Origin of the sequence: Roseovarius sp. M141 (genome assembly GCF_024355225.1) — a bacterium.
In the GTDB taxonomy this organism is placed as follows: domain Bacteria; phylum Pseudomonadota; class Alphaproteobacteria; order Rhodobacterales; family Rhodobacteraceae; genus Roseovarius.
In genome coordinates this window covers 81636-101641 of record NZ_VCNH01000005.1, presented here as the reverse complement: position 1 = coordinate 101641, position 20006 = coordinate 81636, and the positions used below count along the sequence as shown (strand labels likewise).

The following is a 20006-nucleotide window of genomic DNA, read 5'->3' as shown; positions in this document are numbered from 1 at the left end:
AGATAACCGCCTCGCCTCGCGAGATTTTTGTACGTCCAATAAGTTTGCATTATCGGACGCGAAGAAATACGCTCAGCGGTATGTCAGAAACCGACCGCAAATCGCCCTCAACACCAGCAATCGCGCCCTCGTCCAACGAGAATGGCGAGAGAGATGCTGTCGCAGGAGAGGCCATCGGGGTTCCTGACGTTGTAGCTGGATCAGGCTCGCTTGACCGGTTGGTCGACACCGCCCGCGACTACGCCCGCCAGGCCACGGCCGAAAACACCAACACCGCCTACAACGCGGACTGGGCGCATTTCAACAGCTGGTGCCGACGTCGTGGGGCGCCCCCCCTGCCCCCGTCTGCAGAGCTGATCGGCCTCTATATCGCCAATTGTGCCGCGCCCGACACCAGGACTCCTGCCCTTTCGGTCTCTACCATCGAGCGCAGATTGTCCGGGCTTGCGTGGCACTACCAAAAACGTGGTTTTGTGTTGGACCGCAAAGACCGTCACATTGCGACTGTGCTCGCGGGAATTCGCCGCAAACACGCGCGGCCACCCGTGCAGAAAGAGGCCGTACTGGCCGGGGATATTCTGGCGATGGTTGCCACCCTGCCCTTTGACTTGCGTGGACTCAGGGATAGGGCAATCCTGCTGATCGGCTATGCGGGGGCTTGCGCAGGTCCGAGATCGTGAGCCTCGATGCGGGCAAGGACGACACGCCTGACAGCCGTGGCTGGGTCGAGATCGAAAAAAGCGGGGCGATCCTGTTCTTGCAGGGCAAGACCGGCTGGCGCGAGGTCGAGATTGGCCGTGGGTCTTCTGAACAAACCTGCCCGGTTCACGCGCTTGAGCAATGGCTGCATTTTGCGAAAATCGACTTTGGCCCGCTCTTTTGTCGTACCACGCGGGACAACAAACGCGCCCTTGATGCGCGACTGTCGGACAAACATGTCGCACGGCTGATCAAGCAGACCGTTCTGGATGCCGGGCTCCGATCAGACCTGCCTCAGAAGGAACGTCTGGCCCTCTTCTCCGGTCACTCCCTCCGCGCCGGACTGGCAAGCTCTGCCGAGGTCGACGAGCGCTACATCCAGAAGCAGCTGGGTCACGCCTCGGCTGAGATGACTCGCAGATATCAGCGCAGACGTGACAGGTTTCGCGTGAACCTGACCAAGGCGGCGGGGTTATGACGTTCGCGCAGCAGTTCTTTGACCTGCGAGAAATGGCGCTGGTTGTTTGTCACCAAAACGGCATCAGGCGACCGCGCGCCCCTCTCACATCAGGTCCAGCGCCCTCGGGATGGCCAGCGACAGCGCGGGCCAGAAGGTGGTGACCAGCATCACCGGGAACGCGACGAAGGTCATCAGCCCCAGCGCCGGCATCACCGCCTGCATGATCGGCGCGCGGGTGATCTTGCACGACAGGAACAGCGTCGGCGCCACCGGCGGGCTGTTGGCCCCGATCACGACCGAGCAGCCGACGATGGCCGCGAAATGCACCGGGTCCACGCCATTGGCCACCATCAACGGCAGGAACAGCGGCGCGATCACGACGGTGACGGAAATATCGTCCATCAGCGCCCCCGCGACGATCAGCACGAGGTTGACGATCAGCAGGGCGCCGATGGGGCTGGTCACGACGGACTGGACCGCCTCGGTCAGGTCCTGCGGCACCCGCTCGAACGCCATGATGCGCGAGATCATGAACGAAAACAGCAGGATCAGGATGATCGTGCCGGTGGTTTCGGCGGCCTGCACCACGCTGCGGCCCAGCGTGCGCCAGGTGAATTCGCGGTAGATCAGCCCGCCCACGATCAGCGCGGCGACGGCGGCGACGGCGGCGGCCTCGGTCGGGGTAAAGATCCCGCCATAGATCCCGCCGAGGATGATGACCGGCAGCGACAGTGCCGGCAGCGCGTGCAACGTGACCTTGCCAAAGCTCTCGCGCGGGCCGGCATCCTCGGGTGCGGGCAGTTCTTCGAACGCGCGGCCCACGAGGAACCGATTATAGAGGATCAGGCCGATGATCAGCAGGATCGCCGGGCCGATGGTGGCGGCGAAGCAGGCGGCAACCGATTGGCGCGTGACCACGGCGAACAGGATCATCGTGATCGAGGGCGGAATCAGGATGCCCAGCAGCGACGAAATTCCCAGCAGCGCCGCCACCCGTCCCCGCGGGTACCCCCGCGCGACCAGCGGTTCGGTCATGATTGACCCGATCGAGGCAATGGCCGCTGTCGCCGTCCCCGCAATGGCGCCGAACACGCTGGAGGACAGGACCATCGCCGTGCCCATGCCGCCCCTGCCCGTCGCCATCCGCTCGATGAATGAAATGATGCGCTGCGCGATACCGCCCGATTGCATCAGGTATCCGGTCAGGATGAACAGCGGCAGCGCCACCAGCACCAGCGAATTGAGCGACCGGAACCCCTGCAACATCAGCGTGTTGAGGTTCGCGTCATAAACATAGGTCAGATAGGCCAGCACCCCGGCAAAGGACCATGCGACGGGCAGCCCGATCCCCATCAGGAGTATCAGAAGCGGCAGGGCGAGCAGTGCATACATTCAGACGCGCCTTAGTCGAAGCAGGGCAGCGATGAAATCGCGCACCGCGTAGCAAAAACACCCTATGGCAGCCAGGCCGATGGCCATTTGCGGCACCCAGAGCGGGATCTGATAGGCCGGTGTCGTCTGCGGGCGTTTCAGCCCCCATGAAAACATCCAATAAGCCCAGACGATGAAGAAGATGGTGATGATGATGGTCAGCGTCGCGATCAGCAGATCATGCGCCGCCTTGCCGCGCGGCGCCGTGATGGCCCCGGCGATCCAGTCGACGGTCAGATGGTCGCGCTTGCGCGAGGCGATGACAGCGCCAACCATATAGAGCGCGACCGCCGCCAGCATGATCAATTCATGCAGCCCGACGATGGACAGGCCCAGCACGTAGCGCGCCAGCACCAGAAACGCCATCAGCCCCGCGACCGCCAGTGACGTCGCCACCGCGACGATATCCAGCAGCCACGCGATGGCCCCGCCGATACGGGCGGCGGGACCTGCGACTATATCAGAGCTCGGCGGCATTGGCACGGATCTGGTCCATGATGTCCTTGCCGACGCGGTCCTCCATCAGCGGCCAGACCTTTTCGCGCACGGTTTTCGCCATGCCCTTCAGCTCCTCGTCAGAAGGCTCGATATAGGTCATGCCCGCGTCCTTGGCCTGCTGGATGTAGTATTGATCGCGTTCCTGCGCCTGCTCGAACGCTTCGTTCATCACGGTGGTTGCGGCGTCCGCGACGGCCTGCTGCTGATCCTCGCTGAGGCCTTCCCACGATCCCTGATTCATGGTCATCACGCCGGTGATGAACTGCATCTTGACCTGGTTGTAATAGTCCAGCACGTCGCGGAAATACTCGTAATCCCAGTAGATGATGTTCGCACCATCGCCATCGACCACGCCGGTCTGAATGGCGCTGAACACCTCGGACCAGTCGATGGTGGCGGTCTGGTATCCCAGCGCCTGCACCGATTCGGCCATCGGGAACATGGCGGGCACGCGGATCTTCAGATCCGATGCGTCTTCGGGGGTCATCGCGTATTTGTCGCGCGAGGCGATCCCGTTAAAGCCTTCGGGCCACGGGCCAAAGAACTTGATCCCCAGATCGGCCCAGATATCGGTCAGCACCTCGTTGACCCAGCCGCCGGGTTTGTAGGCCTCGAACGCCTCCTCCCAGCTGGTGACCATGTAGGGGGTGAACAACACGCCAAGGCGTTCGTCATACGAGGTGACGGGCCAGTTGATCATCATGTCCAGATCACCGGCGACCAGCAGATCCAGCACCTCGGCCTGACTGCCCAGTTCGTTTTGATAGAATACGTCGACGGTGACTTCGCCGCCCGTACCCTCGGCGATCAGCGCCGCCCAGCGGTCCAGCGCATCGCCCGAGGGCGATCCCTTGGCGCCCGAGTCGGTCGCCAGTTTCAGCGTGGTTTCGGCCATGGCAGGCGCGCTCAGCACCAGTGCGATGGCTGTGCCCAGCCCCAGAATATGTTTGGAAATCATGTGTGGTGTCCCCCCCTGTGCGGTCGGTTCCCCCAGGGCACCCGACCCGAATTATTTTGCTAACTGGGCATATCTGTCCAGTTCTGTCAATCTCGTTTTCCCCTGCGTCAACCACCGGGCCAGCGCCCTGCCCCCTGCCCGGCCACGTGCCGTCGGTGTCGCCTTGGGTTATGCAGGACGGGCTACGGCTTGTTTCTCTTGCACCCCGCGCGCATAGGCGGCCAGCGCGGTCAGCTCCTCGGGGCGCGCGTTTTGCCCGGTAAAGCCCAGAACATAGCCGTCGATCCGGGTCAGGCGTTCCTCCAGCGGCTCGAACAGGTCCAGCGCGTAATAGCCGATCTGCATGAAATAAAGGATCCGCGCCCGCGCGTCGGCCTCGTAGGGGGCGTATCCGAACCGCTCGAACATCTGCGTCAGCGCAAGGCGGCGGCTTGTATCACCAAGGTCGATCACATGGCGCACATGACCGTCGCGCCGCGCCCATTCGCGCACCGCGAAATCCAGCTGGTGGTTGAACAGGTCCGGGTCGACGAAACAGCGAAACAGATTGCAGACGGCGCCGGTGATCGTGTCGCTGGGCATTTGCGTGTGGCGTACCAACACGCCGGTATTGCCCGCCTCCCATTCGCTCAGCAGCGCCTCCAGCAGGTCGGCGCGGCTTTTGAAATACCAGTAGAAACTGGAGCGCGACACGCCCAGCCTGTCGCTGAGGGTCAGCACCTTCACCTCGCCCACCCCGTCCGAGATCAGCACGTCGCGCGCCGCCGCCAGCCACTCGGCGCGCGTGACCTTGACGTTGCCGCCGGGCATCAGCCCCGCACCGCGGTGCCTGCGGGGTCATAGGGCGACGGGGCGATGACGCGCGCCGGGCGCTCGGCGCCGACGATGTGCAGGGTCAGGTCGGTGCCCTCGGTCGCGGCATCGGGGCGCACCAGCGCCATCGCCAGCGATTTTTGCAGACTGTGCCCATAGCCGCCCGAGGTGACGAAGCCGACCTTCTCGCCGTCCTTCCACACCGGCTCGAACCCGCTGGCATCGGCGCCGTCTGCGTCCACCTCCAGCGTCACCAGTACCTTGTCCGGACCGGTGCCGTCGCGTTCGGCCAGTGCCGCGTCGCGGCCGATGAAATCGGGCTTTTGCCAGTCGATCCAGCGGTCCATGCCGGTCATCGCCGCCGTATAGCCCTGGGTGAATTCGGCCGACCAGATGCCGAAACTCTTCTCCAGCCGCAGGGACAGCAGCGCGTTGAAGCCGACCTCGCGCAGGCCCAGATCGGCGCCCGCCTTCAGCAATTCGCGGCGCAGCGCGATATGCTGGCTGGAGTGGCAGTGGATTTCATAGCCCAGTTCGCCCGTCACCGACAGGCGGCCCACCTTGGCGCGGATCAGGCCAACGTCGATGTGATCGCAGCCCATGAAGGGCAGCGCGGAAATATCGGCCTCGCACAGGCGTTGCAGGATCTCGCGCGATTTCGGCCCGGCGAGGGCGAAACCGGTGGTGTCGTCCGAGATATCGCGCACCTCTGCGCCTGCCTGCGCATGGTCACTGAACCAGCGCATGTGCCACGCGCGCAGGTAATACGACCCCATCAGCCAGTAGACCGGCGTGCCATCGGCCCCCTGCCCCCAGTTGAACACCGTCAGATCGCCTTTCAGCCGCCCGTCATGGCCCAGCATCGGCGCCAGCCGCGCGCGCCCCGGTTTCGGCAGGCGGCAGGGCAGCAGCCGGTCCAGCCATTCGGTCGCGTTTGGTCCCGTCACCTCGTAGCGGGAAAAGGCGGTGATATCGAGCAGCCCCGCCGCCTCGCGCACCGCGCGGCACTCATCCCCCACGATATCATGCGCGTTCGAGCGTTTCAGCGAGCCGCGCTCGGCGAATCCCTCGGGGGCAAAATACAGCGGCACTTCCAGACCGTAAGAGGCACCCCAGCGCGCGCCGGCGGCGGTCATCGCGTCATGCGCGGGCGCCATTTTCAGCGGGCGCCCGGCGGGCAGCTGTTCATTCGGGTAGGTCATCACGAACCGGCGGCTGTAGAACTGGCCGGTGGTCTCGCGGATGAAGCGTTTGTTCTGCGCGTAATCGCCATAGCGGGCCACATCCATGCCAAAGACATCGGCCTCCGGCTCGCCATGGATGATCCATTCGGCGAGGCTTTTGCCGACGCCGCCACCTTGCAGGAACCCGGCCATCACCGCGCAGGCGCACCAATAGCCGCGCTTGCCCGGCACCGGCCCGACCAGCGGATTGCCATCGGGGGAAAAGGTAAACGCGCCGTTGACCCATGTCTTGACCCCGACCTCCTGGAGCGCGGGGTAGCGTTCGAACCCCTTGGTCAGCTCGTGTTCGATCCGGTCGGTCTGTTCCTGAAACAGGTCCATCCCGTAATCCCACGGTGCGCCGTCCAGCGCCCAGTGTTCATGCTCGACCTCGTAGATCCCCAGCAATACACCCTTCTGATCCTGCCGCAGATAGGTGAAGCCCTCCAGATCCACGGTCATCGGCACTTCGAAATCAATCGCCTCCAGCGCCGGGATCGCATCGGAAATCAGGTAGTGATGTTTCAGCGGCGCGACCGGCAGTTCGATGCCCGCCATGCGGCCCACCTGCTTGGCCCAGAGGCCGGCGGCGTTGACCACATGTTCGGTGTGGATGGTGCCCTGCTCGGTCACGACCTCCCAGCCATCGGCGGTCTGGGTCAGCTCCAGCACGCGGTTATGTTCGATCACCTCGGCGCCGTTCAGCTTCGCGGCGCGTGCGTAGGCGTGCACTGTCCCCGTGGGGTCCAGATACCCCTCGCGATCCGCCCACATGCCGCCAAGGATGCCGTCCTTGGACAATAGCGGGTTCAGCTCCACCGCCTCGTCCGGTGTCACCAGACGGCAATCCTCGATCCCGATGGACTGGAACACGCGGTAGGCCGATTGCAGCCAGTCCCAGCGATCCGGCGTGCCGGCCAGCGTCAGCCCCCCGGTCATGTGCATGCCGACCGACTGGCCGCTTTCGGCCTCGATCCGGGGCAGCAGGTCGATGGTATAGCCTTGCAGCGCGGCGATGTTGGGATCGGCGTTCAGCGCGTGAAACCCGCCCGCCGCATGCCAGGACGATCCGGCGGTCAGGATCGACCGTTCGATCAGGCACACATCGCGCCAGCCCATCTTGGCCAGGTGATACAGCACCGACGCCCCGACCACGCCGCCCCCGATGACGACAACCCTGTAATGCGATTTCATGGCGCTGCTCCCTGTTTCAGGCACGATAAATCGGCGGTGGAACTCTGTCTAGACATTCCTGTCCAGTGCCGCCGCTGTTGTCATCCGGGTCGCCAATGCCCAGATCAGGGGCAAGCAGATGAAAGGGGCCGACATGCTCTATTCCGTTCTTGACCTCGCGCCGGTCCCCGAGGGGACAGACACCCGCGCCGCCATCGCCAGCAGCGTCGATCTGGCCCGCGTGGCCGAGGGCGCAGGCTATACCCGCTATTGGCTGGCCGAGCATCACAACATGCCCGGCATCGCCAGCGCCGCCACGTCGGTGCTGATCGGCCATATCGCGAATGCCACAAAGCACATCCGCGTTGGCGCAGGCGGTATCATGCTGCCCAACCACGCGCCGCTGACGATTGCCGAGCAGTTCGGCACGCTGGCCACGATCCACCCCGACCGCATCGATCTGGGCCTTGGCCGCGCGCCGGGCGGCGATATGGCGGTGGCGCGCGCGCTGCGGCGCGGCATGGGCGGCGACAGTTTCCCCGATGACGTGGCCGAGCTGATCGGCTATCTGGGCGATCCGCGCCCCGGCGCGCCCGTTGCCGCCCATCCCGGCGAGGGCACGCATGTGCCGGTGTGGATCCTTGGGTCCAGCCTATACGGTGCGCAACTGGCGGCGCATCTGGGCCTGCCCTATGCGTTCGCCTCGCATTTCGCGCCCGATGCGCTGGACCAAGCCGTGCAGATCTACCGCGAGCGGTTCGAACCGTCGCAGCATCTGGACCGCCCTTATTTCATGCTGGCCGCCAATGTCTTTGCCGCCGATACGGATGCCGAGGGCGCGCGGCTTGCCACCTCGATGCAGCAGGCGTTCGCGCGGCTGCGCACCGGCATGCCCGGCAAACTGCCCGCCCCTGTGGACGATATCGAGGCCGCCATCGGCCCCGACATGACGCGCGCGGTCAATCAGGCGCTGCGGGTGTCCGCGGTGGGATCAAAGGCCACGATCGCCAAGACCCTGACCCAGCTGAAGGATCGCTACCAACCCGATGAGATGATCCTTGCCAGCCAGATCCACGATCCGGCGGCGCGCCAGCATTCCCTGCGCCTCGTCGCCGAGGTGCTGGCGCAGATCGAGGGGGTTCGGGCCGCCTGATCCCCCTGCCCTTGCATCGCCCGGATCATTTGCGCCATATGCCCGCACCAGCCGCGCGCCGCGCGCCATAGTCCCCGGGAGATGCCAGATGAAAACGTTTTTCAAACTCGCAGCCATCGCTGCCACCCTTACCGCCCCCCTGCCGGCGCTGGCCGAAATCGCGCCCGTTACCCTGCGCCTTGCGCATGTGGTGAACGAACAGGACGCGTTTCACGCCGCCGCGACCAAGTTCCGCGATCTGGTCGACGAACGTTCGGGCGGCGCGATCACCGTCGAAGTTTTCCCCAACGCCACGCTGGGCGACGAGCGCACGCTGCTGGAAGGGATGCAGATCGGCACGGTCGATATGGGCCTGATCACCAACGGGCCGGTGTCCAATTTCGTTGAGGATATGGCCGTGTTCGAACTGCCCTTCCTGTTCCCGTCCTCGCAGGCCGCCTATGACGTGCTGGACGGTGAGATCGGTCAGGAATTGCTGGACCGCCTGTCCGAGGTCAACCTCAAGGGCCTCGCCTATGCCGAGCGTGGGTTTCGCAACCTCACCAATTCCGAGCGCGCGGTGAACACCCCTGCCGACATGCAGGGCCTGCGCATCCGCGTCATGGAAAACCCCGTTTATATCGACACCTTCCGCGAGCTGGGCGCCGATGCCATCCCGATGGCCTGGACCGAGGCGCTGACCGCGATGCAGCAGGGCACCATCGACGGGCAGGAAAACCCGGTCAACGTCGTCCATTCCTTCAAGCTGAACGAGACGCAGACAAACATGACCATGACGCGCCACTCCTACGCGCCCGCGATTTTCGTCATGGGCCTGCCGGTCTGGAACAAGCTGGACGAGCAGGCGCAGACCATCATCGAGGACGCCGCGCAAGAGGCCGCTGAATTCGAGCGCGCCCTGAACGCCAGCGAGCAGGACGCACAGATGCAATCGCTGCGCGATGCGGGCATGGTGATCAACGACAGCGCCGACCTGACCATTTTCGCCGAAGCGGTCAAGCCGGTCTACGAGAAATACGGCGCCAAATTCGGTGATTACCTGCCCCGCATTCAGGAGCAGATCAGCGCAGGCGCGGCGCAGTAACATGCTGGCGGGCCTTGATCGGATCGATCGCCTGCTGGGCGCAGTCCTGAGGCCCGTGGTGTTTATCGGGATGGCCGCCCTGACGGCGGTCATCACCCTTCAAATCGTCTCGCGTGTGGCCTTTACCTCGGTGTCGTGGACCGAGGAGGTCGCGCGCTTCCTGTTGATCTGGATCACTTTTCTGGGCGCGGCGCTGGCATGGCAACAGGGCCGGCATCTGGCCGTGGCGCTGCTGCGCGACAGCCTGCCGGATGGCCCGCGCCGCCTGATCACCGGCGCCGCGATCCTTGTCAGTCTTGCCTTCATGGTGGCGCTGACGATCATCGGCATCCGCTATATGAACGTGCAGAGCTTCCAGAAATCCCCGTCGCTGCGCCTGTCGATGAGCTATGTCTACGCCGTCATGCCCCTCGCCGCCGCGCTGATGGCGATGCTGTCGGTCATCGACCTGATCCGCCTGATTGCCGGGCGCCCTGCCCGCGACGCGGCCAGCGACCTGCCGGAGATCCAATGAGCCTCGTCCTTGCCGGTCTGTTCGTGCTGTTCCTGCTGATGGGTATCCCCATCGCGGTGGTGATCGGTGCCGCGACGATGGGCGCGCTGAACCTGTCGGGCATCCCGCTGATGGTGGTGCCGCAGCAGATGTTTTCGGGCATCAACAGCTTTGCGCTGGTGGCGGTCCCGATGTTCGTGCTGGCGGGCGATGTGATGGCGCAGGGCGAAATTTCCAAACGTCTGGTGGCGTTCGCCGATTCCATGTTCGGGTTTATCAAGGGCGGTCTGAGCATCGTGTCGGTGCTTGCGGGCATGTTCTTTGCCGCCATCTCCGGCTCGGGCGCGGCAACGACTGCAGCGGTCGGCGCCAGCCTTGTCCCCGAACTCAAGCGCAAGGGCTATGACCCCGCCGCCGCCGCATCGCTGATCGCGGCATCGGGCACCATCGGAGTGGTGATCCCGCCCTCGGTGCCGATGATCATCTACGCCGTGATCGCGCAGGAATCAGTGTCGAAACTGTTTCTCAACGGCTTCATCCCCGGTGTCGCAATGGGCGTCGGCCTGATCATCGTCGCGCTGATCCAGGGCCACCGGCGCGCCTATCCGCGCGGCACGCCGTTCAATCTGGCCACAATCGCGCGCACGCTGATGTCCGCCATGTGGGGCCTGTTTGCTCCGCTGATCATCCTCGGCGGGATCTTTTCCGGCATCTTCACCCCGTCCGAGGCCGCCGTCGTCGCGGTGAACTACGCGATCCTCGTGTCGCTGTTCATCTACCGCGACCTGACACTGAAACAGCTCTATCGTATCGTCATCCGCGCGGGCGTGACGACCGCCGTCATCATGTTCGTGATCTCGGCCTCGTCGGTGCTCAGCTGGGCGCTGAGCAGTTGGCAGGTGCCCGGCGCCATTGCCGAATTCGCGCTGGCGCTGACCGGCAACCTCTACATGCTGCTGCTGGTGATCATGGTGATCATCCTCGTCACCGGCGTGTTCCTTGAGACCGCCTCGGCCCTCGTGATCCTGACCCCGATGCTGCTGCCGCTGGCGCTGCAACTGGGGCTTGGCACGGTGCATTTCGGTATCATCATCGTTGTCGGCCTTGCCATCGGCATGGTGACACCGCCCGTCGCGATCAACCTGTTCGTTGCTTCGACCACCGCAAACCTGCCGATTGAAAAGATCACCCGCGCCGTGCTGCCGTATCTGGGCATCCTGATCGTGGTGTATCTGGTGATCGGTTTCGGGCCCCTTCTGTTCTGAGTGGTCATAAATATAACAACATCAATGGACTAGCGCGCGATGCAAGACTATGAAACCTATGACGCTACCGGCCTTGCCGCGCTGGTCGCGCGCGGCGAAGCATCGCCGCGTGAACTGCTGGACATGGCCATCGCGCGTGCGCAGGCACGCGATCCGGCCATCAATGCGCTGTCCCAGCAGCTGTTCGATCATGGCCGCGCGGCCATCGCCGACGGCCTGCCGGATGGTCCGTTTCGCGGCGTGCCCTTCCTGCTCAAGGATGCCTCGGCCGAGATGAAGGGCCATGTCACCGCCAACGGCGCCCGCCTGCTGGCCCGCAGCGCCCCGGCGGGCGCCGATTCAGTCTTGGTCGCGCGCTACAAGGCGGCGGGGCTGGTGATCTTTGGCAAGACGGCGACGCCCGAATTTTCGCTGGCCGCCTCCACCGAAACCAGCCTGACGGGCGCCACGCGCAACCCGTGGGACACCGCGCGCATCGCCGGCGGATCGTCCGGCGGGGCCGCTGCCGCCGTCGCGGCGGGGATCGTGCCCGCCGCCCATGGCAGCGATGGCGGCGGGTCGATCCGCATCCCGGCATCGTGCTGCGGCCTGTTCGGGATGAAGCCATCGCGTGCGCGCAACCCCTCCGGCCCGCTTAGCGGCGAAGGCTGGGGCAGCCTGTCTGTGGCGCATGTCCTCACAAGGTCGGTGCGCGACAGCGCCGCGATGCTGGACGCGACCCACGGCATGGCGCCGGGCGATCCCTACTGCGCCCCGCCCCGCGTGCGCCCCTATGCGGACGAGACGCGCCGCGATCCCGGTCGCCTGCGCATCGGCTGGCATATCGCGCCGATGACCGGCGCGGATGTCGCCGACCCCTGCCGTGCGGCGGCCGAGGATGCGGCGCATCTGCTGTCCTCGCTTGGCCATGACGTGGACGCGACCACCCTGCCCGGCCATCCCGATCCGCTGCAACGCGCGATCTGGGTGTTGGTGGCCAGCAACGTCGCGCGCAGCATCCGCGCCATCGGCGACCGGCGCGGGCGCGCCGTATCGCAGGACGAGGTCGACCGCGTCACATGGAGCGCGCTGGAGGACGCCAAGGACATGCAGGCGCAGGACTACGCCGAAGCGATGTACCAGATCCACGCCCAAAGCCGCCGCATGGCCGATCTGCACAGCCGTTTCGACGTGATCCTCTGCCCGACATTGGCGACCCCGCCGCCGCTGCTGGGCGTGCAGCGCACCGATACCGCCGATCTGGACGGGTATCGCGCCGCACTGGCCGCGTTCACGCCGTTCACGCAGCTCTACAACATGACCGGCGCGCCCAGCATGTCGGTGCCGCTGCACTGGTCCGGAGAGGGTCTGCCCATCGGTGTCATGCTGTCGGCGGATTTCGGGCGCGAGGATATCCTGTTCCGCCTTGCCGGACAGTTGGAGCAGGCGCGCCCGTGGTTCAACCGCTTGTCGCCGATGGCTGGTTGAACCGCCAGCCGGGGCATTGCGCGCGATAGAAATTGTCCGCGGACAATTGCATTTTCACAGCGCATAACGCCGGGCCGCCGCGGGGCGTTGGGCACGCCTTGATCCGGTGGTGATAGAGCGAAAATGGGCGTCGACCGTCCTGATCTTTTGACAGACCTGCGTGATCGCCAAGATCCCCGCCGGTGTTCTGATCGCCCCAGAACAGGTTTGAGCGGCGTCACAGCTTTGGCTGCTGATCCCGGTCATGGGCAATCCGTCATGAAGCGTGTCTACTTTTCCCGGCGCGTTCAGACCCAAACGCGCGGCCGCATCACGGAGTCTGGCGACGAGGATGTGCCGCTCGGCGGCGGGATTGTCCGCGGACAATAGGCCGCTGATCTGAATCTTTGGCACATGCCTTTGCCCGCGCGCCGGTCAGTCAGACTCTCGCTCTGACTGCCACGCCTCGTAGAGGCGGATCAGCTCGGCTTCGGCGTTGGTGCGCATCCATCGGGCAAATTCGGGGGCCTGGGTCTTGGACAGTTTGACGGTCAGCGCACGGGCGGTTTCCTTGACCTCTGCCACAGCCGTCCCGTCGCCCAGTTTGATGGACAGGGCAGGGGGCGATGCCGGGCGTTTCGGCGCCTGTGGGGTCAAGGCCCGCGTGACGGCGTCGCTGATGGCGCCAAAGCGGTCTTCGGAGGTTTTGGCATCCTCCAGCCTGACCGTTCCCATGATCCGGTCCAGATCGACGCTGTTGTTTCGCAATTGATCTGCAAGGTCTTCCCAGCGTCTGCGCCCGATCCCGTGGGCTGATCCGATGATCTGTATCACCGATTCCGGGATGGCGCGGGCGACCTTGCTCATCCGCGACAGCATGGGTTTGTCCACCGCCAGCGCATCCAGAATGATGGCCTGATCATAGCCGCTGTGACCCAATTCAGCCGCAAACAGCGCCTTTTCGATAAAGCTGGGGTCCAGACGCTGCGTGTTTTCCTGCCCCTGGGCCAGGATGGCCTCTTCGTCGGACAGGGATCTGACGAGGGCCTTGGCCGGTAGTCCAAGCGAGCGAAGGGCGCGCAGCCTGCGGCGCCCATAGACGATCCGGTAATGCCCCGGTTTATCGGCAAGCGGGCGCACCATGATCGGGACTTGCTGGCCATGCGCCTTGATGCTTGTGGCCAGTGCCAAAACGTCCGCGTCGGTAAACGAAAGGCGGTCTTTGGGTCCGTTTTCCTCGATCACGTCAGCCGGGATTTCGCGCACGGCGTTGCTTGCGACATCCTTGAGCGTGGATTTCACGCCGCTCATCGCGCCGGTGTTCGGAAAGCGGGGTTTCTGCTCGGCCTGCGTTGCCTCGGCGGTGTCGGCGGGCGGCGGTGGGGGCGGGGGCTGGAACAGGTTTCTGCGGGCCATTATGTGGGTTCCCTTCCCCATGATTGCTGAATGGTCTTTTCGAATTCGTCTGCCACGCCGTTCACGCTTTCGAGGATGCGTCCCAGCGTTTTCTTGACGACCTGCGCGGGGTCGAGTTCATAAATGGTTTGCTGTGTCATGCCCGCGTCGGAAATCGCCGTGGACTTCAGCATCGGCGTGGTCAGCACCTGTTCCAGCAGGATCGAGCGCAAAAAGCCCGCCATTTGCGATTGCGGCACGTCCGTGGGCTCGTATCGGGCGACCAGAAACTTGAGAAATTTCCAATCGACCGGCCCGGCGGCCTCCTCAAGCGTTTGAACGGTTTCCCCAGCCATTTCAAGGAATTGCGCCATCGACGCCACATCCAGCATGCTGGGCACGACCGTGATCAGCAGGCCGGTAGACGCCAACAGCGCCGTCATCGTGGTAAAGCCCAGCTGAGGCGGGCAATCGATGATGACCAGATCGTAACTGGCCTCGATTTCGTCCAGCGCGATGGCAAGGCGCTGGGTGAACGGCGGATCAACCTTGTGCTGAAGCGCGTAGGCGGTTTCCGTCTCGTATTCCGACAGCAAAAGGCCCGCGGGCGCCAGATCGAGGTTGTGAAAATAGGTCTTGCGGACAACCTGACTGAGGGGAACCGGGTCTTCGTATTTCAGCGCATCGTAGATCGTGCCGTTTTCAGCAAATTCAATCTCGGGGCGGTATCCGAACATCGTGGTCAGGCTGGCCTGCGGATCCATGTCGACGGCCAGCACCCTGTACCCCCGCAAGGCATAGCGTTGCGCCAGATGAATCGCGCTGGTGGTCTTGCTGGAGCCGCCCTTGAAGTTGACGATCGAAATGACCTGAAGCGCATCCCCATCTCGCCGCCCCGGCAGATATGTTTCGCCGTTGCGCCCGGTGCGCGCCATGACATGGCGGATCTGGTCGATTTCCTGCGCTGTATAGAGCCTGCGACCCCGCGAATCCGTCTCTACATCAGGGAAATCGCCTTCTTGATGGCGTGTCCGGAGGTTGGACATGCTGATGCCGGTCAGCTCGGACACTTCGGCGGGATGAAATTTGCGCAGCGCCTTTCTGCTGTCGGGCTGAAAGCTGTTGCGCATATGCGCGTTCAGCGCCTCCGACAGGCGGGCGGCGTTTGACGCAATTGAGGCCGCAATAGCACTGGTCGCTATAGTTTTCATGTCTGAATTCGCTCTGCCCTGATGATCTCTTGCTGGATCATTTCCGTATCGTCGCAAAACGGCGTTATCTCCGCCACCTTGCGACAATTGAATTCATGACACGCAAGTCGTCTTCAAGCAACATTTTTTTGGCGTTGGGGCGGGGCGGTAAGCTGTCAACGCAAAAGCCACCGGTGCAGAACGCGCCGGTGGCTTTCTTATAGTCTTGCGTCGGTAGGGCGGGCAGGGTGCCTTACGCCGCCACGTCTTCCTGCGGCAGCTTGCGCGGATACGGGTCGCCCTTCTTATAGCAGCCCGCGGCGGTGAACAGCACGTCGGTGGACGAATTCAGCCCGGTTTCGGCCGAATCCTGCACCACGCCGATGATGAATCCGACGCTGACCACCTGCATGGCGGTCGCATTGTCGATGCCGAACAGGCTGGCGGCCATCGGGATCAGCAAGAGCGAGCCGCCCGCGACACCCGAGGCGCCGGCAGCGGCGGTGGAGGCGATGAAGCTCAGAAGCAGCGCCGTGGCAAAATCCACCTGGATGCCCAGCGTGTTCACCGCCGCCAGCGTCATCACCGTGATGGTGACGGCGGCGCCGCCCATGTTGACGGTGGCGCCGATGGGGATGGTCATCGCATAGGTTTCCTCGTCCAGCTTCATGCGGCGGCACAGCTCCATGTTGACCGGAATATTGGCCGCCGAACTGCGCATGAAAAACGCGGTGATCCCCGATTCCTTCAGGCAGGTGAATACCAGCGGATAGGGGTTCTTGCGCATTTTCACGAACACGATCAGCGGGTTGACGATCAGTGCCATGGCGAGCATGCAGCCAACCAGCAGCATCAGAAGGTTGGCATACCCTACAAGCGTTCCAAACCCGGCTTCGGCGATGGTCGAGGCGACGATGCCGAAAATGCCGATAGGGGCAAAGCGGATGACGGCCTTGACGATCGCCGTGATGGCGACCTCCAGATCCGACATCAGGTTCTTGGTCGTTTCGCTGCCATGACGCAGCACCACGCCAAGGGCGATGGCCCACGCAAGGATGCCGATATAGTTGGCGTTCGCGATCGCGCTGACCGGGTTATCCACGATCTTGAGCAGGATGTTCATCAGAACCTCGCCCAGACCGGTCGGCGCTGTCATCGCTTCGGCGGTGACGTTCAGATGAATGGTGACGGGAAACAGGAAGCTTGCCACGACGGCGAGCAGCGCGGCCAGAAACGTGCCGACAAAATACAGCACCACCACCGGGCCCATCCGCGCCTGACTGTCCTGTTTGTGGTTGGTGATGGCGGCGCAGACCAGAATGAAGACCAGAACCGGGGCGACGGCCTTGAGCGCGCCGACAAACAGGGCGCCAAGCAGACCTACTGCCATTGCGGCCCCCGGCAGGATAGCGGCAAGGGCGATCCCGGCGATGAGGCCGACGATGATCTGCGTTACCAGCCTGCCTCGTAAGATGAAGTTCAGCATGAAAAATCTCCTCTGCATGGGTCTGCTGCATCTGCGGCTGCGCGATATTCAGCACTGCGTTGTCGCGTCCCTCTTTTTTCGTGGCCTGGGCACGTGAGGTAACCGGTATCTGTTTCGGCATCGGCAGGATTTCGGATTGTCCCACCCAATCCCATCGATCATGCCGGAAACCCGAGGTTTTTCAAGGGGTCCATATTTTTTATATGCTTTCGTGCACTTACTATAATTCAATTCGCAGGTGGCGCTAGATATATATCCCGCCGCGCGGCGGGCGCCCTGATTTGAAAACCGCTGCTGATCTAAAGCGTCGGCCCGGCCCGCACGACCGTGCGGACATTGCCCAGCATCAGCGAAGATCTGGACAGGTCGATGAACCGGGTTTCGTCATAGACCAGCCTCATGTTCGTGGTTTGCACGCGCAGATCCCACAGCCCCCGGACCACATCGCGCATATGGCTGTAGCCGATATTGGCCACCCCGTCCCAAGGGGCGCCGGGGGCATTGTCCAGCGCGGCGGCGGGGGCGCTCAGGCCTTCGGCGCCGCGTGCGATCAGCTGATCGTACCACGCGTAGCCCAATATCGGCTCCAACCCCTGCACATAGGGGCGGTGGCGGTCCAGCCAGTAGTCCAGCATGCCGTCGCGACCCAGCACCGGGCGGGCGCGCAGGCAGAACAGCGTGACAGCGGCATCGGGCGCGATGGCGCCGCGCAGAAAGGCCCGCGTGGTGATCATCGCCACCGCCTGCGAGCGGCTGGTATGGGCGCGCGCATCCTGCGCCAGCGCCGCGGCTGCCGCGCTTTGCACGAACCGCAGGGCGGCAGCATCATCCGCGAAATCCAACAGCTCGATCATGTCCCAGTCTTCACGCTTGGCTTCGCGCCGGGCCTCGCGGTTGAAAAGCGTCAGGCGCGGGATGGGCAGCCCGTGCAGGACCGAAAATTTCGCCGCGACCGGCCAGCTGCGGCTGATCCGCAGCAACAGATAGATCACGTTCCAGCGCGAGACCTGAAGCACCTGCGCATAAGTGCGATAGCCGATGTCGTCCGCGTGGCCCTGCACCAGACCGGCGCGGGCCGTGGCCCACCCGGCGCCGAGCGTGGCGCGGGACTGGCGTTTGGCCATCCGGTGACACAGCAGGATCGTGGTGCCGGTGACGCGGGGCGCGGCGGGGGCTTCGGCAGGGCCGGTATGGGGCCGGCCCGACTGCCAGACCCAGCTCCAGGCATAGGCGATGATCAGCAGGGCAAGTATCAGGCCGAGAATTGTCATGAAGGCCTCATTTGGTTTTCAGGTATTCGATAAGCGCGCGCTTGTCGGCGTGATCCAGATCCGTGCCATAGCGCGGCCCGGTATGGCCGGTGGCGGGGTTGCCTTTCAGCCGGGTGTCCAGCAGTTGGTTCGGGCCGGTGTAGGCGTCGCCGCCCTCGGTCACGAAACCATCGCCTGTGGGCGTCAGGCGGGCCGTCTGAAACCCCATGCGCTGCTGGTCGTAGATATCCACGCCGACCTCGAAGGCGACGGGGCGATCCGTGTCGGGGCTCAGCAGATCCCACATCGAGGGCACGGCGCCGTTATGCAGGTAGGGCGCGCGCGCCCAGATACCGTCCAGCGGCTGCGTCGCGTAACCATCCGTCACCCGGAACGTCTGAAATTCCCAGAAATAGCCCGACGTATAGTCGATCTGCGCCCGGCGCAGTGTGTCGGTATAGGACCACAGCCGATAGGGATCGGTGCCGATATCCGCCAGCGGGATCGCCTGACCGATCAACGGGCTGCCAAAATCATGGCAATCGGCGCAGCGGGCGGCATAGATCCCGGCGCCTTTTTCGGCCAGCGTTTCGTCGATGGCGAACGGATATTGCGGCGGCGGCAGGTCGCGCAGCCACGCCTCGACCCGCAACAGCGCGTCGATATCCATCTCGTGGGGCAGGGTGCCCGCGCCTATGGCAGCGGAAAAATTGCGCTCGCGGACCGAGGATTGATTGGCGTCCCAGTGCAGCCACATGCCTTCGCGGGGTGCCTGATTCCAGACGGCGGGGAAATCGACGATGCCGAACATCTCGTCCGGGTCCGGGGTCACGCCCTCGGCGGCGTAAAAGTCGCGGAACTGGTCGCCCTTGAACGTGTCGAACGTGTTCACGCGGCCGGGCAGAAATGGGGTATAGGTCGGCTGAAACAGGAAGGCGTTGCGCAGTTCGCGCCCCAGCAGCGCGTCCCGCATGATCGGAATCCCGACCCGGTAGACGACAGGATCGACCCAGCCGAGGGTGCCCCGGTCGTCCAGCGCATCGATGATCGTCCTTGCGGTAAAGCGGTCATCGGCGGCGACGTCAAAAAGAAACCGGTAGAAGCTGTGCAGATCGACGGTGATCGCCGGCATTCCCGGCAGGATCATCGGCGCGCTGTCGGCGCTTTCGCGGACGATGCCGGTATGGCAGGCGGCGCAGTTGATCTGGGTGCGGTCGATGATCTGGCGGCGGATGGAAAACCCGATGGGCAGGCGCTCGTCCTTCTGCTGGATGAACCCGAACGCGGTCAGATCGTGCGGGGCGCCTTCGGGCAGGTATTCGGGGAACAGTTCGGGCAGCAGCAGCAACACCTTGGTCGGCAATCCGCCCGTGCGGTCCGACCCGATCGACCCGTAGTAGAAATGATCGACCTCGCTGTCCCGCTCGACCGGGCGGTCGGGCGGAAAGGTGTACAGGATCAGCGCCGCCAACCCCCACAGCCCCAATATGACAACCCCCCGATTGCGCAGCTTTTGCGCGAACAGGCGCGTCTCGGGGGGGGGATAGCGGTCGAGCCGTGTCATCATCGCTGCCTCATGACCAGCCCGCGTCGGGATCACCGTCCTGTAGCACCCGGTAGAGGACAAAGGCCTGCACCGATGACAGGGTCAGATCCCCCAGCGCCAGCGTCATCACGCCTTGGGGATAGTCCATGAACCACACCCCCCATAAAAACAGCGTTCCGGCGGCGAAACGCCCCCCGACCGCGAGATAGGTGATAAAGATATAGCGGAACGGGTCGCGCATGACGGGGATGTACATCGCCGTGACGATGATCAGCAGTAGCGAGACATTCTGTAGCCAATGCACGGTGTTGGTGATGCCGAAATCGAACCAGCCCTCCAGAACGCGCGGGGCGAACAGCCCCGGCACAAAGAACGCCGCGTTCAAAAGCAGCCCCAGAAAGAGCAGCCCCCGGAAAATTGCAAGTGCGCGATAGGTGGGCATG

17 protein-coding genes and 1 pseudogene are annotated in these 20006 nt (G+C 64.0%); 6 read left to right on the top strand and 12 right to left on the bottom strand.

The genetic code is table 11. The annotated features are described in order from the left end of the window. Window positions 1-80: 80 nt before the first annotated feature. Window positions 81-1177: pseudogene (locus tag FGD77_RS03595) on the top strand (tyrosine-type recombinase/integrase). Between the two features lie 84 nt (window positions 1178-1261). Here FGD77_RS03595 and FGD77_RS03590 read toward each other — a convergent pair. The 5 genes from FGD77_RS03590 to FGD77_RS03570 form a co-directional block, all read right to left on the bottom strand. Beyond that, window positions 1262-2551: a TRAP transporter large permease gene (locus FGD77_RS03590; RefSeq protein WP_255006442.1), complete on the bottom strand. Its 1290-nt coding sequence runs from the start codon at window positions 2549-2551 to the stop codon at window positions 1262-1264. Next, complete coding sequence (locus FGD77_RS03585; protein WP_255006467.1) at window positions 2552-3067, bottom strand: TRAP transporter small permease; 516 nt, start codon at window positions 3065-3067, stop codon at window positions 2552-2554. It abuts the gene before it with no gap. Further along, entirely contained in the window at window positions 3051-4046 is a 996-nt protein-coding gene (dctP, locus tag FGD77_RS03580) for a TRAP transporter substrate-binding protein DctP (protein WP_255006441.1), read from the bottom strand. Before dctP ends, FGD77_RS03585 begins: the two co-directional genes overlap by 17 nt. 168 nt (window positions 4047-4214) lie before the next feature. Then, window positions 4215-4856, bottom strand: a complete 642-nt coding sequence (locus FGD77_RS03575) for a TetR/AcrR family transcriptional regulator (RefSeq protein ID WP_255006440.1) — start codon at window positions 4854-4856, stop codon at window positions 4215-4217. Then, window positions 4856-7276 carry an FAD-dependent oxidoreductase gene (locus tag FGD77_RS03570; protein ID WP_255006439.1) on the bottom strand — a complete coding sequence of 807 codons (2421 nt, stop codon included), beginning with the start codon at window positions 7274-7276 and terminating at the stop codon, window positions 4856-4858. Before FGD77_RS03570 ends, FGD77_RS03575 begins: the two co-directional genes overlap by 1 nt. 133 nt (window positions 7277-7409) lie before the next feature. On the opposite strand from FGD77_RS03570, the gene FGD77_RS03565 reads away from it, so the two are divergent. The 5 genes from FGD77_RS03565 (at window position 7410) to FGD77_RS03545 (ending at window position 12717) form a co-directional block, all read left to right on the top strand. After that, on the top strand, window positions 7410-8408 hold the full coding sequence (locus tag FGD77_RS03565) for an LLM class flavin-dependent oxidoreductase (RefSeq protein WP_255006465.1): 999 nt from the start codon (window positions 7410-7412) through the stop codon (window positions 8406-8408). Between the two features lie 88 nt (window positions 8409-8496). Further along, window positions 8497-9492: a TRAP transporter substrate-binding protein gene (locus FGD77_RS03560; RefSeq protein ID WP_255006438.1), complete on the top strand. Its 996-nt coding sequence runs from the start codon at window positions 8497-8499 to the stop codon at window positions 9490-9492. A 1-nt stretch (window position 9493) separates the two neighbouring features. After that, a complete protein-coding gene (locus tag FGD77_RS03555) occupies window positions 9494-10006 on the top strand; it encodes a TRAP transporter small permease (RefSeq protein WP_255006437.1) in 513 nt (170 codons plus the stop codon). Further along, window positions 10003-11250, top strand: coding sequence for a TRAP transporter large permease (locus FGD77_RS03550; protein ID WP_255006434.1), 1248 nt, complete (start codon window positions 10003-10005; stop codon window positions 11248-11250). The genes FGD77_RS03555 and FGD77_RS03550 overlap by 4 nt, the downstream gene beginning before the upstream one ends. A gap of 39 nt (window positions 11251-11289) precedes the next feature. After that, window positions 11290-12717, top strand: a complete 1428-nt coding sequence (locus FGD77_RS03545; RefSeq protein ID WP_255006432.1) for an amidase — start codon at window positions 11290-11292, stop codon at window positions 12715-12717. Between the two features lie 54 nt (window positions 12718-12771). Here FGD77_RS03545 and FGD77_RS03540 read toward each other — a convergent pair whose 3' ends face one another. From FGD77_RS03540 to FGD77_RS03510, 7 genes are all read right to left on the bottom strand, one after another. After that, complete coding sequence (locus FGD77_RS03540; RefSeq protein WP_255006429.1) at window positions 12772-13110, bottom strand: hypothetical protein; 339 nt, start codon at window positions 13108-13110, stop codon at window positions 12772-12774. Between the two features lie 21 nt (window positions 13111-13131). Continuing rightward, window positions 13132-14112 carry a plasmid partitioning protein RepB gene (gene repB, locus FGD77_RS03535; RefSeq protein WP_255006428.1) on the bottom strand — a complete coding sequence of 327 codons (981 nt, stop codon included), beginning with the start codon at window positions 14110-14112 and terminating at the stop codon, window positions 13132-13134. Next, the gene (repA, locus tag FGD77_RS03530; protein WP_255006427.1) at window positions 14112-15302 is read right to left on the bottom strand and encodes a plasmid partitioning protein RepA; all 1191 of its coding nucleotides are present in this window, start codon (window positions 15300-15302) and stop codon (window positions 14112-14114) included. The genes repB and repA overlap by 1 nt, the downstream gene beginning before the upstream one ends. A 232-nt stretch (window positions 15303-15534) precedes the next feature. Then, window positions 15535-16767, bottom strand: coding sequence for a serine/threonine transporter SstT (gene sstT, locus FGD77_RS03525; protein ID WP_255006426.1), 1233 nt, complete (start codon window positions 16765-16767; stop codon window positions 15535-15537). 299 nt (window positions 16768-17066) lie between these two features. Continuing rightward, window positions 17067-18038, bottom strand: a complete 972-nt coding sequence (locus FGD77_RS03520) for a hypothetical protein (RefSeq protein WP_255006425.1) — start codon at window positions 18036-18038, stop codon at window positions 17067-17069. Between the two features lie 7 nt (window positions 18039-18045). Beyond that, a complete protein-coding gene (locus FGD77_RS03515) occupies window positions 18046-19584 on the bottom strand; it encodes a hypothetical protein (protein WP_255006424.1) in 1539 nt (512 codons plus the stop codon). Between the two features lie 7 nt (window positions 19585-19591). Next, window positions 19592-20005 carry a hypothetical protein gene (locus FGD77_RS03510; protein WP_255006423.1) on the bottom strand — a complete coding sequence of 138 codons (414 nt, stop codon included), beginning with the start codon at window positions 20003-20005 and terminating at the stop codon, window positions 19592-19594. Between the last annotated feature and the right edge of the window lies 1 nt (window position 20006).

Excerpts from the sequence above, each read along its gene's own strand:
- FGD77_RS03590 (WP_255006442.1), bottom strand. The coding sequence starts at position 2,551 with ATGTATGCACTGCTCGCCCTGCCGCTTCTGATACTCCTGATGGGGATC.
- FGD77_RS03585 (WP_255006467.1), bottom strand. The coding sequence starts at position 3,067 with ATGCCGCCGAGCTCTGATATAGTCGCAGGTCCCGCCGCCCGTATCGGC.
- dctP (WP_255006441.1), bottom strand. The coding sequence starts at position 4,046 with ATGATTTCCAAACATATTCTGGGGCTGGGCACAGCCATCGCACTGGTG.
- FGD77_RS03575 (WP_255006440.1), bottom strand. The coding sequence starts at position 4,856 with ATGCCCGGCGGCAACGTCAAGGTCACGCGCGCCGAGTGGCTGGCGGCG.
- FGD77_RS03570 (WP_255006439.1), bottom strand. The coding sequence starts at position 7,276 with ATGAAATCGCATTACAGGGTTGTCGTCATCGGGGGCGGCGTGGTCGGG.
- FGD77_RS03565 (WP_255006465.1), top strand. The coding sequence starts at position 7,410 with ATGCTCTATTCCGTTCTTGACCTCGCGCCGGTCCCCGAGGGGACAGAC.
- FGD77_RS03560 (WP_255006438.1), top strand. The coding sequence starts at position 8,497 with ATGAAAACGTTTTTCAAACTCGCAGCCATCGCTGCCACCCTTACCGCC.
- FGD77_RS03555 (WP_255006437.1), top strand. The coding sequence starts at position 9,494 with ATGCTGGCGGGCCTTGATCGGATCGATCGCCTGCTGGGCGCAGTCCTG.
- FGD77_RS03550 (WP_255006434.1), top strand. The coding sequence starts at position 10,003 with ATGAGCCTCGTCCTTGCCGGTCTGTTCGTGCTGTTCCTGCTGATGGGT.
- FGD77_RS03545 (WP_255006432.1), top strand. The coding sequence starts at position 11,290 with ATGCAAGACTATGAAACCTATGACGCTACCGGCCTTGCCGCGCTGGTC.
- repB (WP_255006428.1), bottom strand. The coding sequence starts at position 14,112 with ATGGCCCGCAGAAACCTGTTCCAGCCCCCGCCCCCACCGCCGCCCGCC.
- repA (WP_255006427.1), bottom strand. The coding sequence starts at position 15,302 with ATGAAAACTATAGCGACCAGTGCTATTGCGGCCTCAATTGCGTCAAAC.
- sstT (WP_255006426.1), bottom strand. The coding sequence starts at position 16,767 with ATGCTGAACTTCATCTTACGAGGCAGGCTGGTAACGCAGATCATCGTC.
- FGD77_RS03520 (WP_255006425.1), bottom strand. The coding sequence starts at position 18,038 with ATGACAATTCTCGGCCTGATACTTGCCCTGCTGATCATCGCCTATGCC.
- FGD77_RS03515 (WP_255006424.1), bottom strand. The coding sequence starts at position 19,584 with ATGATGACACGGCTCGACCGCTATCCCCCCCCCGAGACGCGCCTGTTC.
- FGD77_RS03510 (WP_255006423.1), bottom strand. The coding sequence starts at position 20,005 with ATGCCCACCTATCGCGCACTTGCAATTTTCCGGGGGCTGCTCTTTCTG.